Source organism: Rhodococcus sp. IEGM 1302 (assembly GCF_030056935.1).
GTDB classification, from domain to species: Bacteria; Actinomycetota; Actinomycetes; order Mycobacteriales; family Mycobacteriaceae; genus Rhodococcus_F; species Rhodococcus_F qingshengii.
This window is the reverse complement of record NZ_JASHKY010000016.1, coordinates 68,940-87,552: the sequence shown is the minus strand read 5'-3', so window position 1 is coordinate 87,552 and position 18,613 is coordinate 68,940. Positions and strand designations below refer to the sequence as shown.

The window sequence follows — 18,613 nt, the reverse complement described above, 5'->3', positions numbered from 1 at the left end:
ACAAACTACAGACCGGTGGATCCACCGAATTCGTCGAGCGGTGTGGATATGTGATTGTTGTTTGTTTCCAATGCATTCCGAGTCGTGCTCGTGTCTCCCGTTTCCCGTCTCAGTCTGTTCACGTCCTTCTCGAGCGCGCTGACTTCTGTCTCGAGGGCACTGATTTTGCGGTTCAACGCTTGGATGCTCGCCATGCAGACGCCGTTCGCGTCGACGGCGGAGATCCGGCGGGCGTTGGATCCCAAGCCGAAAATCGCCGCAAAGTCTTGCGCCATCGGACCCAGGTGACGGACCGACTTGTGGTCGAATCCGTAACTCCACGTACTTATTCGGAGTGCCGTCAACCGGTCGAGCACGTCCTGCGCGCTCGTCGGAACATCTACGCCGGTATGCACGCCACGTCGATGCGCGGCCCGTGCGAACACCCACTGTGCGGGGTGTCGCATCGCGGCGTTCACCCGAATACCGACCCGAGTGCCCAAAAATTCAGTGCGCTCGGCCTCGTCAGGCGGTGAGTTCACGTCGTGCGGTTTTGACGGTCTTGTCGCTCAGCAGAATTCCCGCTCCTGCACCGAGCAGTCCGAGGCCGATTCCGACAGCGGCGCTGCCGAGGCCCAAAGCAATTCCCAACATGATTCCTCCAAAAATTGTGCGGTGAATTGAGGGGCCAGGTGTCCGACGAAAGTGCTGCCGACCTGCTCCGCGCTCATCTTTCACATTGCTCCGCCGTGCGGGCGATGACAACCCGTCTGGACCGAATTTCTCGTGGAAAACACAGGCGTGCAACACTGGGTGAAGAACTGCTGAGTCATCGGCGTCTTGTCGGCGCCGTACGGGCGGCAGTAATTGAGTAGCCATCGACCGATCTCTAACGCAGGTTTATCTGCGCGCGGCAACGATGACCAGGCAAAAGGGTGGCATGTGAACGAATCGAGCAGTGGCTTGTTTTCCGACCTCAGCGCGTCGGAGCCCGTTGTCGACGCAAAAAGCGCCGAGCAACTGGCTGCCGAGCGTGAAACTGCGGCAGCAGAACGCTCCAACACCGACACCGCTGAACAGCGGCAGTCGCAGCTGTTCAGCGGTTAAGCGCGTCAGGACTCCTTGATCACCGACAGAACATTGCCGGCGGGATCGGTGAACCAGGCGATGTCGGGGCCGTTGCCACGCATGATGCCTCGCGCATCCTGGGGGAATCCGTCGTATTTGAGAAACTCCACGCCACGTGCGGTCAGTTGGTCGACGGTTGTGTCGATGTCGTCGACGACGAAGTTGAGAATCGTGTAGGTCGCCGCTTCGTGATTCGGCTTCGGATAAACGAGGATCTCGGTTCCGCCGGCAAGATGTAGGCGAATCAGTCCCATGTCTCCGTCGGTTACCTTCAACCCGAGTGTTTCGCCGTAGAACTTCTTTGCAGAGTCGATGTCTGCCACCGAAAATCCGCTGAATGCTTTCGTGTCTGTAAGCATGACTATCTCCGTTCCCAGCGGTTGCCGGACTAGGTGGTTTGGGAATCCGTCATTCCGGATTCCATCTCGGCCCTGGCTTCCTCGCTGAACTCGATGATCTGAACGTAGTTTCCGTCGGGGTCGATCGCGGTGGCGAACAAACTGCCCCCGCGGTCTTCGAGTGGAGCGTGCCAGTTTCCGCCGAGCGCATCGATGCGCTGTGCGATCGACCGGGCGTCGTCGGTCTCGACGTTGAGGAACATGCGACCCGGCTGGGGGTTGGTCTCGCCGACGTCGTCGCGTCTGTCGAGCATCACGTAGAAACCGTTGAAGTCGAGCACGTCGTAGCCGGGTTCGCCGGGAGTCCGGTCGACCTTCGGGGCGAACGCCTCGGCGTACCAGTCGCGCAAGCGTTCGGGGTCGGTGCTCGAGAGCAAAATGCTGCTGATGCTGGATCCGGACATGGGTCCTCCTGCTGTCGGTCGTTACTGTCGTCGGCAATCGAGGCTCTGGCCACACCACCTCCCAGATACAGACTTCCCGCAGCGGCGAAACTCATCGCGGCTCAGGTGTGTTCCGATACCAAGATCGCTGTCGTCCCTGGTTCGAGCGCCCGAAAAATGTGCTCCTCGTCGCCGGGATAAGCAAGATAGTCGCCCGGTCCGAGTTCGATCGGATTTGCAGTGGGCCCGACCTGCGCCCGTCCGGTGCCGATCACGACGTGTTCGGTGGTGCCGCGTGCATGCGGAGTCGAAATACGCGGCTCGCCCGGTTCGGCGACTATCCGATACAGATCGCGTCGTGCGTTCGGTGGGCTCGGCGCCAAGAGTGTCGCGATGTACGACGCGTTTGCCGACGCAATCGCGGGACCTTCTCCGGCTCGAATCAACTGAACGGTCTGTGCCTGAGAGTCGACGAGTTGTGAGAACGGCACACCCAATGCGTTTCCGAGTGCCCACAGAGTTTCGAGGCTCGGATTTCCGAGTCCGGATTCGAGTTGGGAGAGTGTGGACTTGGCGATATCGGCGCGCCGGGCGACCTCCGAAAGGCTCAAGCCTGCTCGGGCACGTTCGCGTTTGAGTGCGACGGCGACCAGTTTCTGAGGAGTCTCCGCTGTATCCGTTTCATTACTTTCATTACTGGGCATCGTTCAATTCTCCGATCGATCGTTCTACTTGACGAACGGTGTCACTTCGTTCAACATAGAATACATGCGTTCTTTATGGCGAACAGTTGATCGAGACACGGTTCGGGTGAGCGTGCTGATCTGTCTCTCCGTGGCCATCGTCGGTGTGTCCTACGGTGTGACGGCAGGATCAGTTGGATTCTCGTTGTGGCAGCTTTTGGCGTTGGCTGTACTCGTTCTGGGAGCGTCTTCGGAGTTCTTGTTCATCGGAATCATCGCAGCCGGAGGCAGTGCCACCGCTGCTGTTGTGGCGGGCTTGTTGATCAACTCCCGTAACTTCGCCTACGGGATGTCGGCAGGATCATTTCTCGGCAGGGATCGTTACAAAGATTCAGGCTGGCGCAGGGGCTCGGGCTGGCGCAAGTTGGTCGGCGCGCACCTGGTCAACGACGAAAGCGTCGCGGTCGCCATGGCGCAGGACTCCGTGGAGCGCAAGTGTGCGGCTTTCTGGTTCTGTGGAATCGGGATCGCGGTGTCGTGGCCGATCGGAGCGCTCCTGGGCGGGTTGCTCGGCAGCGTCGTCCGAGACCCTGGCGCGTTGGGATTGGATGCCGCGTTTCCGGCTGTCATTCTGGCCCTTGTCCTGCCTGCGCTGAAGGAAAAGGTGACGCTGCTTGCCGCCCTGATCGGTGCAGCAGTCGCGGTGGCCACGTCGCCGTTCCTGCCGCCCGGTACCGCGCCGCTCGTAGCGCTGCTGAGTATCGCGGTGACGATACCGTTCAGGGAGAAGGTTCGATGAATGCCGCTTCGGTCTGGATCGGCATTGTCGTGTTCGCTTGCGGCTCTTACGCTTTGCGGGCAAGTGGCGTTCTGCTCCGCGCTCGGGTGAAGCTTTCGGTTTTTGCCGAGAAAACCCTCGATCGTGCTGTCGTGGTGCTGCTGCTCGCAGTGGTTGTGACATCGACGGTCTTCACCGGGCATGACGTTGCGGGGCCGGCGCGGATGCTCGGCGTGGTGGCCGGAGGCATCTGCGCCTGGTTCAAGGCGCCGTTGGTGGTCGTGGTGATTGTCGCGGCCGGCACTACTGCAGTACTCCGACTGTCAGGAGTGTCGTAGAGCCGATTCGGTGCGCGTTGAATGTGTGGTCGAATTCAGGCGAGTGCGGATGCCGTCGATGAACAGGTCCAGGCCGAACTGGAAGCGCACTGTCGGATCGCCGTCGAGGAGGTCCTCGTCGGAACCGCCGCCGATCACCTCGGGGGAGTCGGGGGAAATGGGTGCTCGGGTCAGTGCCCCCATTTCTTCCATCTGCGCTCGGGACTGGTCGTCCACGGTATGGCCGAGCACGTAGTACAGCAGGGCGTACGCCGCGAGTTGGGCATGCTCGCGTGATAGCCCGGATTCTTGCCCGGCTTGTACGAAATGCTCGCGCACCTTGCTGCTTGTCATCCGCGAGGCGAAGGTGGCGCTGACCAACTCGGCGCCGTCGCGGTGCGCCAGTAGGGCAGACCGAAGTCTGTGTGCCAGTTCGGAATACGCTTCTTGCCACGTGTCTGCGTCGACGGGGGCGTCGAGGTCTTCGAGGATCTTGTCGACAACCGCGCCCAGCAAGGTCTGTTTGTTCGGGAAATGCCAGTAGAGAGCGCCGGGTTGGACACCTAGTGAGGTCGCGAGCCTGCGCATCGTGAGGTCGGCAAGTCCGAACTCGTCGAGTATCGCCATGGCGCCGTCCAGCACGTCGCCGCGTCGCAACTGCACTTGTTGTTCCCCTCGTTTCGTCCCGCTGTGGAGCGCTTTCGATCGAATGTCGATCGGACCCGCCTTTGACAGTATTCCACCACGTCTCTAACGTGAACACCGTTCAACTTGTACGGTGTTCAATTTTGCTGGTTTCGAAGGAGACGTCTGTGACCCCGCCCCCGATTAGCACGGCCCCTGCGACGGTCGACATCCTCGACCAGGCGCGCGAGCAAGTTCTCGAAAGAGGAGTTGGCCTGACCGAAAGCCAGGTGCTCGACGTACTCCGACTCGACGACGACAGGCTCGAAGACCTGCTGGCTCTCGCCCACGATGTGCGTATGAAGTGGTGTGGACCGGAGGTCGAGGTCGAGGGCATCATCAGCCTGAAGACGGGCGGCTGCCCTGAGGACTGCCATTTCTGCTCGCAGTCCGGACTCTTCCAGTCGCCGGTTCGCGCGGCGTGGTTGGACATCCCGAGCTTGGTGGAAGCTGCCAAGCAGACTGCGAAGTCGGGCGCTACCGAGTTCTGCATCGTGGCCGCCGTCCGCGGACCCGACGCCCGGTTGCTCGCTCAGGTTGCCGCAGGCATCGAGGCGATCCGCAACGAGGTCGACATCCAGATCGCCTGCTCGCTCGGCATGCTCACCCAGGAGCAGGTCGACCAACTGGCCGCCATGGGTGTGCACCGGTACAACCACAACTTGGAAACTTCGAAGTCGCATTTCCCGAACGTCGTGACCACGCACTCGTGGGAAGAGCGGTGGAACACGCTTCGGATGGTTCGTGAAGCAGGCATGGAAGTGTGCTGCGGCGGAATCCTCGGCATGGGTGAATCGCTGGAGCAGCGCGCAGAATTCGCGGCCAACCTGGCTGAACTGGAGCCGGACGAGGTCCCGCTCAACTTCCTCAACCCGCGTCCGGGTACGCCGTTCGGTGATCTGGACGTGCTGCCCGCCAGCGAGGCGCTCAAGTCCGTGGCCGCTTTCCGTCTCGCGCTGCCTCGCACGATCCTGCGCTTCGCAGGTGGACGCGAGATCACTCTCGGCGACCTGGGTGCCAAGCAGGGCATCCTCGGCGGAATCAACGCCGTGATCGTCGGCAACTATCTGACGACCCTCGGACGTCCCGCCGAGAAGGATCTGGATTTGTTGGTGGATCTGCAGATGCCGATCAAAGCACTGAACGACACTCTGTGAGCACTCCGGTGACCGAGGAGCGGTACAACCCGTTCACCGGGCGTCGGATCGTCGACGGCGTCGACGATCCGACGCCGACTGCGGCGTCGATGGGGCTCGAGCCTCCTCGCTTCTGCGAGCAGTGCGGGCGCCGCATGATCGTTCAGGTCAGCCCTGACGGATGGTGGGCGAAATGCTCCCGACACGGTGTCGTCGACTCGATCGACGTCGCCCGCAGGTAGCGTCACTCTGTGTGATCTCTCTTCGGCAGATTCGTCTGCGCACCGCGATCGTGATCGCCGCAACCATTGCGGGCGTGAGCGTGCTCGTCGGTGTGCTGTGGGCGTTCTTGGCTCCGGCCGAGCACCTGTTGGTGGTGTCCGAGGGGCGCGGCGTCGCGTTGACGGGTGAGAGCCTTCATCAGTTCGACGCGAGCGCCGTGTTCATCTGGCTGGCACTGATCGTCGGTGTGCTGTCGGCGGTGGCGGCCTGGTTGGCACGCCTGAGTCGAGGTCCTTATGCCCTGGGCGGGTTGATAGTCGGTTCAGTGGCAGGTACCGGACTGATGGCACTCGTGGGTTCGGGCGTGACAAAACTGCGTTTCCCCACGGCCGACAATCCGGCGGTCGGGGAGATCATTGCGCGGGCCCCGAACGTCGGAACTTTGCTCGTGCTTCTGTTTCAGCCGCTCGCGGCGTGCGTCGTGACATTGGTTCTTGCAGTGCTCAATCCGTACGACGACCTCGGGGTGGGGGACCACCCGGAATCCGGGGATCCGGAATCTGGGGATCCGGCCACCGACACCGAACAGGCCGAAGTCGAGAGCCAGCCGAAACTTCCGTAACTGTTGCGTCGCTACGCCGGCGAGGTCGACGAGCGCTTGGTTTCGGCTTTCATTCGCACGTCACCCAACAGTCGCCCGGAAATCAGCGCGCCCAACCGGCGGGTTGCGAAGCGAGTGCTGATCGAGGACACCCAGTTCGGCAGTCCCGATACGACGGTCGGCGGCGCGGAGCGTCGATCCAGTGCTCGGAAAGCGGTGTCCACCACCTGAGTTGCCGTCTGCATTCGCCCGACCGCCGCGTCTTCGGAGCCGACTACGTCGAAGAACTCGGTGCGCGTCGGACCGGGGCACACCGCCAATACAGTCAATCCGCTGCCGCGAGCTTCGGCCCAGAGTGCTTCGGTGAAGTTGAGTACGAACGCCTTGGACGCGCCGTAGACGGCCATGCCCGGTGTCGGCTGGAACGACGCTGTGCTGGCGATGTTGACCAGTGCTCCGCGGCCGGTGAGAAGGTCGGGCAGGAATGTGTGTGTCAGCTCGACCAGCGTGGCGATGTTGAGCTGAATCTCGGACGTGACGCGCTCGAGATCTTCGTCCACGAATGCCCCGTGTGTTCCGAATCCGGCGTTGTTGATCAGCGAGTCGACGGTGATGCCACGGTTTGTCAGCTCCTGGTGCAGCGATGCACCGACGCCGGGTGCGGCCAGGTCGGCGGGCAGGACTGTCACGATGATGCCGTGGGCGCCACGGAGTTCGGTGGCGAGTGCCTCGAGGCGGTCGGCCCGCCTGGCGACCAGAACCAGGTTTGCGCCGCGAGCGGCAAAGCGATGAGCGAATTCCACTCCGAGCCCAGCGCTGGCTCCGGTGATGAGGACGGTGGTTCCGGCTACGTCGATGGCCATGGTGGCTCCTTCGGTTCGGGTGATCCCAAATGTAGGCACTGACACCATAGTTGTCAATGACAACATTTTGATATGGTGCCACCATGCCCGCCCACGAACAGCCGTATCATCACGGCAGCCTGCGACAGGAACTCCTGGCGTCGGCCGAAGCAACACTCGAACGAGATGGCGTCGACAAGTTGTCGCTGAGGCAACTCGCGCGTGAGGCGGGCGTGAGCCACGCGGCTCCGGGCAAGCACTTTCGTGATCGCCAGGCTTTGCTCGATGCCTTGGCCGAAAGTGGATTCCATCGGATGACCGGTGCGCTCGAGCGGGCAGTCGCGGATGCTCCACCGACCGCGAGGGCCCGGTTCTCCTCGCTCGCCAATGCCTACGTGGATTTTGCGCTGGAGCATCCGGGCCTGCTCTCTCTGATGTACAGCAACAAGCATGCGCCGGGCGCCGCCGAAACTGTCGTCAACGCGGGGCACGCGACGATGGACCTGACCGTCCGGCTCGTTTCGGAAGCTCAGGCCGCAGGTGACATTGCCGCCGGTGATCCGGAAAGTATTGCGCTGGTTGCCTTTGCGACGTTCCACGGCGTCGCGACGCTTGCTGCGGGCGGAATGTTGGGCGACGTGCCGGTGGGCGAGGTGGTGAACGCGGCCTCGACGGTCTTCTGGGCGGGCCTTTCCAGGGCTGTCTGAGGTGGGGCGCGCAATTCCCCAGAGTTCTCACAGAACCAGCACAAGGGAAGCACAAGATTGCGGACTTACATAGGAGTCAAGAAGTTTGATTCCGAGTGGAGGTTCGGCAATGAGTGTTTCAGAGATCGCCGCCAACAGGGGAGTTGTACTTGTCACGGACATCGGATTCGAGCACGGTGCGCGCACGGCCGCCGAGTTTCTCGACGCTGGTTGGAGCGTGGCAGTCACGGCGCGGACGGTCACCGAATTGGTTCGCGTCATGGCGGGAAAACCTGCCCATCGCTTCTTTGCGATTGTCGCCGATCCGACGGATCGTTGGCAGGCCGATCGGATTCTCGATCGGGTGACGACTCGGTTCGGTGTAATCAACCGGGTCATCGATCCGGCCGGCGCCGTGACCTCGGTGTGGTTGCAGCGCGGAAGTCTCGAAGCTGTTGCCTGACAGTGCGATCGGTGTCAGCTTGGCGGCCGTAGTGCGGCGAATTCGTCGGTGACCCGCAAGGTGGAGTCGGTGAAACGGTACAGGGCGGGTGGACGTCCACCCGACTTGCCGGACGGTGCGGTGTTGCCGGTGGGAGTCAGAACGCCTCGACGCCCCAGCACGCGTTGCAAGTTGGTGGCATCGACCTGGTAACCGAGGGCAGCGCAGTAGATTTCGCGCAGTGTCGACATCGCGAACTCTTCCGGGGCCAGCCCGAATGCGATGTTGGTGTACGAGAGTTTCGCGGCAAGTCGATTGCGCGCGTGCCGTACGACGGTTCCGTGGTCGAACGACATCTCCGGCAACTTCGAAACGGGGTGCCAGGCCGTGTCCGGTGGCAGTTGTGGGTCGGCGCTGAGGGGAACGAGTCCGAGGAAGGTCGACGCGATGCGGCGCGGACCCGGCACGCGCTGTGGATCACTGAAGACGGAGAGCTGTTCGAGGTGGGCGACCTTTCGTAGGTCGACCTTCTCGGCGAGGAGTCGTCGAGCGGAGGTCGTCAGGTCCTCGTCGTCGCGCAGAGTGCCCCCGGGCAGGGACCACGTGCCCTTCTGTGGGTTGAGTGCACGCTGCCACAGCAGCACGGCCAACTCTTCACGACCTTGCGGGCAGTGATCGCCGTCACCTGCGGCGATGCTTGCGGGGAAGGTGCGAACTTGGAACACCGCTGCAAGCACTTCGTGGGTGGTGTTACTATTGGGCACGTTTTCGATCCTAAGTCGAAAACCTCGAATACGGAAATCCGGGCCAGCCCGTCCGGATTTGAACTGGGTGACGAGCCCGGGTTCACGGTGAAGGAGAACGCCATGACGACCACGACGTTATGGGAGGGATCGGCCTCGCAGATTCACGACGGCCCCGGCGGATACAACGGAGTCGAAGCGACCCCCGAGTGGGCCGCTGAGATCAAACGTCTGGCTCGCGAACGCGGCGCGACGATTCTTGCGCACAACTACCAGCTGCCTGCGATTCAGGACGTCGCCGATCATGTCGGTGACTCCCTGGCGCTGTCGCGAATCGCTGCCGAGGCGCCCGAGGACACGATTGTCTTCTGCGGTGTGCACTTCATGGCCGAGACCGCGAAGATCCTGTCGCCGTCCAAGACTGTGCTGATCCCGGACGAGCGAGCCGGCTGCTCTCTGGCCGACTCGATCAATGCCGAGCAGCTTCGTGAGTGGAAGGCCGACAACCCGAACGCCCTGGTGGTGTCGTACGTGAACACAACCGCAGAGGTGAAGGGTCTCACCGACATCTGCTGCACCTCGTCCAATGCCGTCGACGTGGTCAACTCGATCGATCCCGACCGCGAGGTTCTGTTCCTGCCGGACCAGTTCCTGGGAGCTCACGTCAAGCGCGTGACGGGCCGTACCAACATGCAGATCTGGGCTGGTGAGTGCCACGTGCACGCCGGCATCAACGGTGACGAGCTGACGGCCAAGTCCAAGTCGCACCCGGACGCCGAGCTGTTCGTGCACCCTGAATGTGGTTGCGCTACTTCGGCTCTGTACCTAGCCGGTGAAGGCGCGGTCCCCGCGGACAAGGTCAAGATTCTTTCCACCGGCGGAATGCTCGACGCTGCCCGCGTCACCAAGAGCAAGCAGGTTCTGGTCGCGACCGAGATCGGGATGCTGCACCAGTTGCGCAAGGCAGCGCCCGACGTCGATTTCCAGGCCGTCAACGACCGCGCGTCGTGCCCGTACATGAAGATGATCACGCCTGCCGCGTTGCTTCGTTGCCTTCTCGAGGGCAAGGACGAGGTCCACGTCGATCTCGAGATGGCCAAGCGTGCACAGAAGTCGGTGCAGCGCATGATCGAGATCGGTAATCCGGGCGGCGGCGAGTGACCAGCCCTGCCGGGCGTTTCGCCTGGGAGGCTCATGCCGACCTGGTCGTCGTGGGAGGCGGTGTCGCGGGCCTCACCGCTGCGCGCACCGCTTCTCTGCGGGGACTGAAAGTACTCACGGTCAGCAAGGGCGGTCCGACGGACACCGCGACTCAGTACGCGCAGGGCGGCATCGCGGTCGTCGACGATCTGAATACCGATTCCGTCGAGTCGCACGTTTCGGATACGTGTGAGGCCGGCGTCGGTTTGTGCGACGAGGAAGCTGTCTATTCCATCGTCGAAGCTGGTCACGACGCTGTTGCTGCGCTGGCCGCGTTGGGAGCGGTCTTCGATCGCGGGCGAGACGGCGAGGTGTCGCGCACCCGCGAGGGTGGGCACAGCACGCGTCGGATCATCCATGCCGGCGGCGACGCCACTGGCGCGGAAGTGCAGCGGGCTCTCAATGCTGCCGGGCTCCCCGTTCTGTTCGGTGCAGCGGCAGTCCAGGTGGTGACCAACCGGCGTGGGGTGTGCGGACTCATCGTCTCCTCGCCGGAAGGCCTCGGAGTGATCCATGCGCCCGCGGTGCTGCTCGCTACCGGCGGACTCGGTCAGCTGTATGCCTGCAGCACAAATCCGCCCGGAGCGACTGCCGACGGAATCGCGTTGGCACTCGAAGCCGGTGCGGCGATTGCGGACCTGGAGTTCGTTCAGTTCCATCCGACGGTGCTCTTCACTCCGGGCGGGGTAGGCCGCCGACCCCTGATCAGTGAGGCGGTCCGCGGCGAGGGCGCGATTCTTGTCGACACCAACGGTGATTCGGTCACCGCAGGTGTTCATCCGCTGGGTGATCTCGCCCCGCGTGACGTGGTCTCGAGGGCAATCGCAGCACGCCTACGCGATCTCGGCACTGATCACGTCTATCTCGACGCTCGCAAGCTCGACGGTTTCGATTCGAGATTCCCGACCATCATGGCGTCCTGCCTCGAAGCGGGCATCGATCCACGCACCCAATTAATTCCGGTCGCTCCGGCCGCGCACTATTCGTGCGGCGGAGTCGCCACCGACGTCCATGGACGAACGGGAGTGCCTGGTCTCTACGCAGCAGGCGAAGTGGCTCGCACGGGATTGCACGGCGCGAATCGTCTTGCGTCCAACAGCCTTCTCGAGGGTTTGGTAGTCGGGGAGCGTGCAGGAATCGCAGCTGCCGAGCGTCTCGAGGTTCATGCCGAAGTGGTCAACGTGGTGCGCAAGCCGATGCCGATCCTGCCGCGAGAGACCGTGCAGTCCGTCATGACGGCACACGCGTCAGTGGTTCGCGACGGAGGCGGTCTCCAGATTGCGCGAGCCGCGCTTGCCGACGCCGAACAGACAGTGGCGGTGGCTGCTCCGGACCTCGAAGACGCGGCGCTCACGTTGACCGCGACTGCATTGGTCGACGTGGCCGTGGCGCGAACCGAGAGCCGTGGCTGCCATACCCGCACCGACTATCCTGAAACAGATCCGAATCAGCGTCGCAGCACTCGGATCAAGATGGGTGCCGACGGAGCGCTCGAAATACCCGACATGTTGTTGACAGGAGTTCATTGATGACCGAGCAGAAGATCCTGCCCGCGCCGCTCGACCGTGACGAGCTGCTCACATTGGTCAGGCTCGCTCTGGACGAGGATCTGCGCTATGGCCCCGACATCACTTCTACCGCAACGGTTCCCGCCGATGCGGTCGCGAAGGCGTCGGTCGTCTCACGCTCCTCGGGTACTGTCGCCGGCATCGACGTCGGACTGCTTGTTCTCGACGAGGTGATCGGCGCGGGTAACTACGAGGTCGTTGATCGGGTGGCCGACGGAACTCGGGTTGCGCCAGGTCAATCGGTGCTCACCGTTGTCGCACCCACCCGCGGACTTCTCACGGCAGAGCGCACGATGCTCAACCTCGTCTGCCATCTCTCGGGAATCGCCACGGCGACATCACAGTGGGTCGACGCCATTGCCGGCACTCATGCCAAAGTGCGGGACAGCCGAAAGACGCTGCCCGGACTGCGTTCTCTGCAGAAATATGCAGTCCACGTGGGCGGAGGCGTCAACCACCGTATGGGATTGGGCGACGCGGCGTTGATCAAGGACAACCATGTTGCTGCTGCCGGTTCGGTGGTCGCAGCACTTCGTGCGGTCCGTGAGCTCGCCCCGGACATCGAGTGCGAAGTTGAGGTCGACAACCTCACTCAGCTCGATCAGGTGCTGGCGGAGAACGTGGAACTTGTTCTGCTGGACAACTTCCCGCTGTGGCAGACGCAGATCGCGGTCCAGCGCCGAGACGCTGTTGCTCCAGAAACCAAACTCGAGTCATCCGGTGGTCTCACCATCGACGTTGCCGCAGAGTACGCCCGAACCGGCGTCGACTACCTCGCTGTCGGTGCCTTGACGCACTCGGTGACGGTCCTCGACCTCGGGCTCGACATGTAGGTGTCGCTATTGCTCGGCGTCCAGCAGTTGCGGGACGGCCGAGCGAAGCGCGTTTGTCACGGTTGCGACCGCCGGGTGAGCGTCGGAGCCCGCTCGGTGTGCAATCTTGGTCCTTCGTCGAATGGGCATCGGCGTCAGGCGCACACCTAGCGGCGGATGGATTGCTCCGAGTTCAGGAACCAGCGAAACACCCTGTCCCGCAGCGACGAGGGCGAGAACGGTGGCGAATTCGTCGATGTGGTGTCGCACTTTCGGGGTGAATCCAGCTGCCTGGCATGCGCGAATAGTCATTGCATGACAAGCAGTTCCGGGAATTGCGGTAATCCAGGGACGTTCTACGCAGTCGGTCAGCGATGCGACAGCGTCGTGGGGATCTGACTCGATGTCACTCGATGCGAGGTACACGGCTTCGCTGCAGAGCGGCAATGTCGTCAGGCCCGGTTCGGTGGGGCGAGGGACGAAGTCGTAGTCGTGAATCAACGCCAAGTCCAGAGTCCCAGCTCGTAGGTCGTCGGCGACGTCCGCCGGGTCGATCTCCGAAACCATCGGTTCCAACCCGGGATGCTCGCGAGACAGGGCGATCAATGCCGCCGGGAGGATCGCCCGTGCCGCGGTCGGGAACGTTCCGATGCGCAGCGGCCCCGCCAGTCCACGACGTGCGTCGACCAATTCACCTGACGCCTGCTCCAGGCGTTGCAGGATGGCTTCGGCATGACGTGCGAGGTTCTCACCGGCGGGTGTCAGCCGGACGCGACGGCCTGTTCGTTCCAGCAGCGGCACGCCGGCTTCACGTTCGAGGACGGCCAACTGCTGCGACACCGCGGAGGGACTGAACGACAGCGCCTCGGCAACGGCAACGATGGTTCCGCGCAGCGCTAGTTCGCGCAAGAGCTTCAGTCGACGAACATCGAGCATCAGCTCAGCTTACGCTCGACGATGGAAATGCGAACTAGACCTACAAGGTTTGTTCGGTGAGGCTGAGTTCTATGACTACGACTCGAGTTGACCTGGCCGGAATCCATGTTCCACTGATCACGCCCTTCGAGAGCGACGGTCGTATTGCAACCGATGCACTCGAACAGCTTGCGCACCGGGTCCTCTCCGAGGGTGCGGTCGGACTCGTTGCGCTGGGGACTACAGCGGAAGCCGCAACACTCACCGAACAGGAGAGAGTGACCGTTCTGGATATCTGTGCGAATGTGTGCCGTGCGAGAGGTGCGACGTTGATCGTCGGCGCGGGCAGTAACGACACGGCGGGCAGTGCGCAGGCGCTCGGGAGGCTGGCACGGTGGCCTGAGGTCTCGGCGGCGTTGGTGCCGGTTCCCTCCTTCACGAGGCCGTCGAAAGCCGGTGTGGTGGCGCATTTCGCGCATCTGCAGTCGTCGAGCCCAGTGTCGCTGATCGTCTATCACGTGCCGTACCGGACTGCGTGCGATCTGGACAGCGGCACTTTGCAGGAGGTGGGTACTTTGCCCGGGGTTGTTGGTGTGAAGTATGCCGCGGGCGGTATCGACGCAGCTGCCGTCGAACTCTTCGCGGATCTTCCAGGCGACTTCGCCGTACTGGCGGGGGATGATCTATTTCTCGCGCCTCTTCTGGCCTTGGGTGCGGCCGGTGGCATCTTGGCGTCCGCTCATGTGTCGACCGCTGAGTTCGTCCGCTTGGTTAAAGCTTGGGACAGTGGCGATGTGGACGGCGCCCGTGACCTCGGGCGGAGTTTGTCGAAGCTGTCCGGAGCTCTGTTTTCCGAACCGAACCCGACTGTGATCAAGGGCGTATTGCATGCGTTGGGACAGATTCCGACTCCCCATGTGCGACTGCCGTTGCTACCTGCGGGTGACGAATCGGTAGCGCGGGCGCTCGAGGTCTACCACTCTTGACTCGAACGGGTGTTCGAGTATGATTTGGGGAGGGGATCGGGGGATTCAATGACTGTCTTGTTGTCGGATGTGGTGTCTGGTTCTGCGGTGGGGTTACGCGGACGGTTGTGGCGGTTGACTGCTGCCGAGTTGCGCGCTGCTGCGGTGTCGGCGAGTGCGGAGATTCTGCGCCTCGAAGCCGTTCGTGTGGCGGTGGTCGACGAACTTTCGTTGCGCCCGGGTGATCAGGTGATTGCCAGCCGCGGTGTGGGGTCCTGGTTGGCGGCCAACACGATGCTGCAGGTTCGGGACGGGAAGAAGATCGCCACGTTGGGTGCGGCTTTGCGGCCGTTTCCGGCGGTGGCGGCTCGGTTCGATGGCGGGGACTGTTCGTTCGATCATGCCGTGTTGATCGTGGCGTTCTGTGAATCACCACCGAAAGGCATGCCGGAGGAGGCGCTACCGAAGTGCATCGATTTGTTGTTGGCGGCTGCGTCGGGTGTGGAAGCGACGACGACGAAAGTGCGGAACGTGATCGCGACCTTGGAGCGGTTGTTCGAATCAGATGAGATCCCGCCCGCCGAGGATGTCGATCTCAACGAGTTGCGGATCGCCTCGACATTGAACGGTCGAGTGGTGGTGCGCGGCGATTTCGATGCCCTGACCGGTGAAATGCTGTTGTCGGCGTTGTCGAATCTGACGATGCCGACCCCGGCACCGGATGGGACGCCGGATGCTCGGTCGGCGGCGAAACGCACGGCGGACGGGTTCACCGAACTGATCCGCCGCTATCTGGACTGCGCCAAGACCGGTACCGATGGTGGTCAGCGTCCGCACGTGAACGTGCACATCAACGCTCGGGATCTGGCGGAGCATCGGGATTGCGCCGCGTCGCCTTCTGATGTGGACGACGAAGGCTCACACGATCTGGACTTGTCGGATCTCGATGTCGGGCACATGCCCTGGCTCGGACCGCTGTCGGTGTCGCAGACCAGGCTTCTCGGGTGCGATTGTTTCCTCTCGACCGTTCTGCTCGACGATCACGGCGCGCCGCTCGATGCGAAACCCGGGAAACGGTTGGTGACCGCTGAACAGCGAGTGGCGTTGATCGCCCGGGACAAGGGCTGCGCGTTCCCGGGTTGCACATGTGTGCCCGCCTGGACGGATGCGCACCATATTCGGCACTGGGCGAACGGCGGGCCGACGGTGATGAACAACCTGGTCCTGCTGTGCCGTTCACATCACCGGTTGATGCACCGCAAATCAGAGTTCGTCGGGAAGTGGGTGATCCGGATCGGGGTCGACAACAAACCGTGGTTCATCCCGCCGCCCTCGATCGACCCCGGCCAGCACCCGCGACCGGCCAACACCACATTCAAAACCTGACTGAGTGGTGACACCCGTTCAGGCGCACAACTTCACGCCGATAGGCTTCAACTCGGAGATACACCCGGGTTGGGGCCTGGAGGCCGTGTTGTTGTGAACGGCTGCAGATATGGGGGAGGTCATATGGTTGTCGACGTTGTGCAAGCGGTCGAGACCGATGGGCCGGAGATTCTGGCGCTGCGGCACGCGGCAGAAGACTGGTTGGCAGAACGCGGAATCATCCAGTGGCGCCCGCGTGAAGTGTCTGTCGAGCAGGTCGAGCAGCAGATTTCGAGAGGGGAGTTCTTTGTTGCGCGAGACCGGGAGCAGTCGAGGATTGTCGGCGCCCTGCGGTTGATCTGGTCGGACCCTGTGGTCTGGCCCGATTCGAACGAGCGTGCTGGTTACGTGCACGGATTGGTCATCGATCGAGAATTCTCGGGCACCTCGTTGGGCGAACGCTTACTCGTCTGGGCCCATCGACGGTCCGCGCAGGAGAACGCGCAGTACCTGCGGCTCGATTGTGTAGAAACCAACGTGCGGTTGCGCCGCTATTACCGAGACGCGGGTTTCGCCGAGGTAGGGCGTCGTGACTTCGGAGACGATGCCGACAACGGTTGGTTCAGCGTCGTGCTATTCGAGCGCTCCCTGACCTGAGCCATTCACAGCAACTTTCCAGCCGGCTCCCAGTGCCGCCAGGGTTGGAGACGCGATCGTTGGCAGGACAGTAACTCGTGAAGGGACTTCCTGATGACCGCCGTTCTGCATCCGGCCCCGCGTCAGCGGCCGGCACCAACTGCCCATCGCGCGGAGCCCTCGCCGTCGTGGTTCCGCACGCGCAGTACAGGATTGGCGCTGACGATCCTGTTGGCAACAACGGCAGTCCTGTATTTTTGGAATCTGACCGCGAGTGGCTACGCCAACACCTTCTACGCTGCAGCGGCGCAGGCCGGCTCCCAGAATTGGAAAGCGTGGTTCTTCGGGTCCCTCGATACCTCGAATTTCATCACGGTCGACAAACCGCCCGCTTCATTGTGGGTCATGGGTGTGTCCGGGCGAATCTTCGGATTTTCGAGTGCCAGCCTTCTAGTTCCGCAGGCATTGATGGGCATCGGATCAGTTGCGCTTGTATACGCGGCCGTCAAACGAGTGGCGTCGCCCGCTGCGGGTTTGGTGGCGGGAGCTGTTTTGGCAGCTACGCCCGCTGCCGCCCTGATGTTCAAGTTCGACAATCCTGATGCACTGTTGGTTCTGCTCATGACTCTCGCCGGCTACTTCGTTATTCGCGCCATGTGCACGGCGATAGGTCGTCGAGCCGCTATGTGGGTGGCGCTCGCAGGAGTAGCGCTGGGGTTTGCCTTTCTCACCAAGATGCTGCAAGGGCTGATGGTGTTGCCTGCATTTGGTGCCGCGTATTTGATCGCCGGACAGGTGCGCTTGCGGACTCGCCTGGCCCACCTGGTCATCGGTGCTGCGTCCGTTGTCATATCGGCTGGGTGGTGGGTGTTGGCAGTGTGGCTGTGGCCCGCTGATTCTCGCCCGTACATCGGCGGATCGACCAACAACAGCGTCATGGACTTGGTAATGGGATACAACGGATTGGGTCGACTTTTCGGGAGCACCGGTGGCGGTGGCGGAATGGCCGGTGGCAGTGCGGGTTCGAGCTTCGGGGGGAGTACCGGACTGGAGCGGCTGTTCGGCAGCGAGATGGGTATCCAGATTTCCTGGCTGATACCTGCGGCACTGATCGCAGTGGTGTTCGGACTGCTCGCTCGGGGACGCGCACCGCGCACAGATCTTGTCCGTGCGTCGTTGATCCTTTGGGGTGGTTGGTTTCTCGTTACCGGCCTGATCTTCAGCTATATGTCCGGCACGATCCACCCCTATTACACAGTTGCGCTGGCGCCCGCCGTCGCGGGGATGATCGGGACCGGTGGATACGCTCTGTGGTTGGTCCGTGCCCGTTGGATCGGACGTTGCGGGTTGGCTGCGACGATGCTGGCCGCAGGAATCTGGAGCTGGGTGTTGTTGCACCGCAATGCCGACTGGCTGCCGATGCTGAAGTGGATTCTGTTGGCGGGCACTGTCGTCGGCGCGATTTTGGTTTTAGTGGGAGCCAAGGATCGATTCCGCAAGCTCGCTGTCGCTGGATTGATTCTTGGATCGTTGGCAGGGATAACCGGTTCTGCGTCTTACGCGATTGCCACTGCCGCAACAGCGCACGGCGGATCCATCCCGACGGCCGGACCAACCGGCGCCGTGTCCGACTCCGGAATGGGCGGGGGAGGAGGTATGGGTGGGGGCCCAGAGCTGCAAAACGGTGACGCTCCGCCGAATTCTTCTGACGCGACTGTAAATCCGGCGTCGAACGGGCAAGAACTGAGTAGCGGCAGTGAAAGTACTTCCGAGTTGACGGGAATGCTGGTCAATGCGGGCACCACGTGGTCGGCCGCGACCAACGGCTCGCAAAGCGCAGCAACCTACGAGTTGGCCAGCAATACCGCGGTGATGGCGATCGGCGGTTGGAGTTCCGATCCCGCACCGACATTGGATCAATTCATCCAGTACGTGGCAGACGGAAAAATTCACTACTACATTGCGGGTAGCCAGGGCGGAAGCCAGAGAGAGGGCCAAAGCGGGGACAGCACGTCGAGTGCCATCCAGGAATGGGTCGAAGCCAATTTCGCATCGACGACCGTGGGAAATTCCACGGTTTACGACCTCACTGGGTATGTCGGATAGTGACGTAGTTGTTGCCGTAGGCAA

At 62.4% G+C, this 18,613-nt stretch carries 24 protein-coding genes; 15 read left to right on the top strand and 9 right to left on the bottom strand.

The annotated features are described in order from the left end of the window. Positions 1 to 5 precede the first annotated feature (5 nt). Together QM609_RS20350 and QM609_RS20345 are read right to left on the bottom strand one after the other, a co-directional pair. The gene (locus QM609_RS20350) at positions 6 to 521 is read right to left on the bottom strand and encodes a tail fiber domain-containing protein (RefSeq protein ID WP_102999398.1); all 516 of its coding nucleotides are present in this window, start codon (positions 519 to 521) and stop codon (positions 6 to 8) included. After that, complete coding sequence (locus QM609_RS20345; protein WP_003941742.1) at positions 505 to 633, bottom strand: hypothetical protein; 129 nt, start codon at positions 631 to 633, stop codon at positions 505 to 507. The genes QM609_RS20350 and QM609_RS20345 overlap by 17 nt, the downstream gene beginning before the upstream one ends. A gap of 288 nt (positions 634 to 921) precedes the next feature. Between QM609_RS20345 and QM609_RS20340 the strand changes: the two genes are divergently transcribed. Next, complete coding sequence (locus QM609_RS20340; RefSeq protein ID WP_003941708.1) at positions 922 to 1,086, top strand: hypothetical protein; 165 nt, start codon at positions 922 to 924, stop codon at positions 1,084 to 1,086. A 5-nt stretch (positions 1,087 to 1,091) separates the two neighbouring features. On the opposite strand, the gene QM609_RS20335 is transcribed toward QM609_RS20340, so the two are convergent. The 3 genes from QM609_RS20335 to QM609_RS20325 all read right to left on the bottom strand — a co-directional run bounded on the left by QM609_RS20335 (position 1,092) and on the right by QM609_RS20325 (position 2,592). Next, complete coding sequence (locus QM609_RS20335; RefSeq protein WP_076948670.1) at positions 1,092 to 1,466, bottom strand: VOC family protein; 375 nt, start codon at positions 1,464 to 1,466, stop codon at positions 1,092 to 1,094. Positions 1,467 to 1,495: 29 nt separating this feature from the next. Then, the gene (locus QM609_RS20330; RefSeq protein ID WP_003941719.1) at positions 1,496 to 1,909 is read right to left on the bottom strand and encodes a VOC family protein; all 414 of its coding nucleotides are present in this window, start codon (positions 1,907 to 1,909) and stop codon (positions 1,496 to 1,498) included. A gap of 101 nt (positions 1,910 to 2,010) precedes the next feature. After that, on the bottom strand, positions 2,011 to 2,592 hold the full coding sequence (locus QM609_RS20325) for a helix-turn-helix domain-containing protein (RefSeq protein ID WP_050655331.1): 582 nt from the start codon (positions 2,590 to 2,592) through the stop codon (positions 2,011 to 2,013). Between the two features lie 64 nt (positions 2,593 to 2,656). Between QM609_RS20325 and QM609_RS20320 the strand changes: the two genes are divergently transcribed. Both QM609_RS20320 and QM609_RS20315 read left to right on the top strand, forming a co-directional pair. After that, positions 2,657 to 3,370: an AzlC family ABC transporter permease gene (locus QM609_RS20320; RefSeq protein ID WP_050655359.1), complete on the top strand. Its 714-nt coding sequence runs from the start codon at positions 2,657 to 2,659 to the stop codon at positions 3,368 to 3,370. Continuing rightward, complete coding sequence (locus tag QM609_RS20315) at positions 3,367 to 3,687, top strand: AzlD domain-containing protein (protein WP_050655332.1); 321 nt, start codon at positions 3,367 to 3,369, stop codon at positions 3,685 to 3,687. The genes QM609_RS20320 and QM609_RS20315 overlap by 4 nt, the downstream gene beginning before the upstream one ends. Here QM609_RS20315 and QM609_RS20310 read toward each other — a convergent pair. Next, positions 3,673 to 4,329, bottom strand: coding sequence for a TetR/AcrR family transcriptional regulator C-terminal domain-containing protein (locus QM609_RS20310; protein ID WP_050655333.1), 657 nt, complete (start codon positions 4,327 to 4,329; stop codon positions 3,673 to 3,675). The two genes, QM609_RS20315 and QM609_RS20310, sit on opposite strands and share 15 nt — an antisense overlap. A gap of 164 nt (positions 4,330 to 4,493) precedes the next feature. Here QM609_RS20310 and bioB point away from each other — a divergent pair, with 164 nt between their 5' ends. Genes bioB through QM609_RS20295 form a run of 3 tightly spaced genes read left to right on the top strand, consistent with a single transcriptional unit; the run spans position 4,494 to position 6,330 of the window. Continuing rightward, positions 4,494 to 5,507, top strand: coding sequence for a biotin synthase BioB (bioB, locus tag QM609_RS20305; protein ID WP_024487821.1), 1,014 nt, complete (start codon positions 4,494 to 4,496; stop codon positions 5,505 to 5,507). Then, a complete protein-coding gene (gene bsaP / locus QM609_RS20300; protein ID WP_003941741.1) occupies positions 5,504 to 5,728 on the top strand; it encodes a biotin synthase auxiliary protein BsaP in 225 nt (74 codons plus the stop codon). Before bioB ends, bsaP begins: the two co-directional genes overlap by 4 nt. 11 nt (positions 5,729 to 5,739) lie before the next feature. Then, positions 5,740 to 6,330 carry a DUF2567 domain-containing protein gene (locus tag QM609_RS20295; RefSeq protein ID WP_007733080.1) on the top strand — a complete coding sequence of 197 codons (591 nt, stop codon included), beginning with the start codon at positions 5,740 to 5,742 and terminating at the stop codon, positions 6,328 to 6,330. Positions 6,331 to 6,341: 11 nt separating this feature from the next. Here QM609_RS20295 and QM609_RS20290 read toward each other — a convergent pair whose 3' ends face one another. Beyond that, entirely contained in the window at positions 6,342 to 7,172 is an 831-nt protein-coding gene (locus QM609_RS20290) for an SDR family NAD(P)-dependent oxidoreductase (RefSeq protein WP_042450128.1), read from the bottom strand. 83 nt (positions 7,173 to 7,255) lie between these two features. Between QM609_RS20290 and QM609_RS20285 the strand changes: the two genes are divergently transcribed. Beyond that, positions 7,256 to 7,858, top strand: a complete 603-nt coding sequence (locus QM609_RS20285) for a TetR/AcrR family transcriptional regulator (protein ID WP_007733070.1) — start codon at positions 7,256 to 7,258, stop codon at positions 7,856 to 7,858. Positions 7,859 to 7,967: 109 nt separating this feature from the next. Then, positions 7,968 to 8,300, top strand: a complete 333-nt coding sequence (locus QM609_RS20280) for a Rossmann-fold NAD(P)-binding domain-containing protein (RefSeq protein ID WP_050655334.1) — start codon at positions 7,968 to 7,970, stop codon at positions 8,298 to 8,300. A gap of 14 nt (positions 8,301 to 8,314) precedes the next feature. On the opposite strand, the gene QM609_RS20275 is transcribed toward QM609_RS20280, so the two are convergent. After that, entirely contained in the window at positions 8,315 to 9,043 is a 729-nt protein-coding gene (locus QM609_RS20275) for an NUDIX hydrolase (protein ID WP_007733069.1), read from the bottom strand. 102 nt (positions 9,044 to 9,145) lie between these two features. On the opposite strand from QM609_RS20275, the gene nadA reads away from it, so the two are divergent. Genes nadA through nadC form a run of 3 tightly spaced genes read left to right on the top strand, consistent with a single transcriptional unit; the run spans position 9,146 to position 12,623 of the window. Beyond that, complete coding sequence (nadA, locus tag QM609_RS20270; RefSeq protein ID WP_003941702.1) at positions 9,146 to 10,183, top strand: quinolinate synthase NadA; 1,038 nt, start codon at positions 9,146 to 9,148, stop codon at positions 10,181 to 10,183. Further along, positions 10,180 to 11,751, top strand: a complete 1,572-nt coding sequence (locus QM609_RS20265) for an L-aspartate oxidase (protein ID WP_050655335.1) — start codon at positions 10,180 to 10,182, stop codon at positions 11,749 to 11,751. The genes nadA and QM609_RS20265 overlap by 4 nt, the downstream gene beginning before the upstream one ends. After that, positions 11,751 to 12,623 carry a carboxylating nicotinate-nucleotide diphosphorylase gene (nadC, locus tag QM609_RS20260; RefSeq protein WP_003941805.1) on the top strand — a complete coding sequence of 291 codons (873 nt, stop codon included), beginning with the start codon at positions 11,751 to 11,753 and terminating at the stop codon, positions 12,621 to 12,623. Before QM609_RS20265 ends, nadC begins: the two co-directional genes overlap by 1 nt. Positions 12,624 to 12,629: 6 nt before the next feature. On the opposite strand, the gene QM609_RS20255 is transcribed toward nadC, so the two are convergent. Further along, on the bottom strand, positions 12,630 to 13,538 hold the full coding sequence (locus tag QM609_RS20255; protein WP_030537090.1) for a LysR substrate-binding domain-containing protein: 909 nt from the start codon (positions 13,536 to 13,538) through the stop codon (positions 12,630 to 12,632). Between the two features lie 71 nt (positions 13,539 to 13,609). On the opposite strand from QM609_RS20255, the gene QM609_RS20250 reads away from it, so the two are divergent. The 4 genes from QM609_RS20250 to QM609_RS20235 all read left to right on the top strand — a co-directional run bounded on the left by QM609_RS20250 (position 13,610) and on the right by QM609_RS20235 (position 18,589). Next, positions 13,610 to 14,503: a dihydrodipicolinate synthase family protein gene (locus tag QM609_RS20250; protein ID WP_076948671.1), complete on the top strand. Its 894-nt coding sequence runs from the start codon at positions 13,610 to 13,612 to the stop codon at positions 14,501 to 14,503. Positions 14,504 to 14,551: 48 nt separating this feature from the next. Then, positions 14,552 to 15,868 carry an HNH endonuclease signature motif containing protein gene (locus QM609_RS20245; RefSeq protein WP_050655337.1) on the top strand — a complete coding sequence of 439 codons (1,317 nt, stop codon included), beginning with the start codon at positions 14,552 to 14,554 and terminating at the stop codon, positions 15,866 to 15,868. A 123-nt stretch (positions 15,869 to 15,991) separates the two neighbouring features. After that, a complete protein-coding gene (locus tag QM609_RS20240; protein ID WP_007732288.1) occupies positions 15,992 to 16,504 on the top strand; it encodes a GNAT family N-acetyltransferase in 513 nt (170 codons plus the stop codon). Positions 16,505 to 16,597: 93 nt separating this feature from the next. After that, positions 16,598 to 18,589 (top strand): glycosyltransferase family 39 protein, encoded by a 1,992-nt coding sequence (locus QM609_RS20235; RefSeq protein ID WP_082239002.1) that lies wholly within the window; start codon positions 16,598 to 16,600, stop codon positions 18,587 to 18,589. Positions 18,590 to 18,613 lie beyond the last annotated feature (24 nt).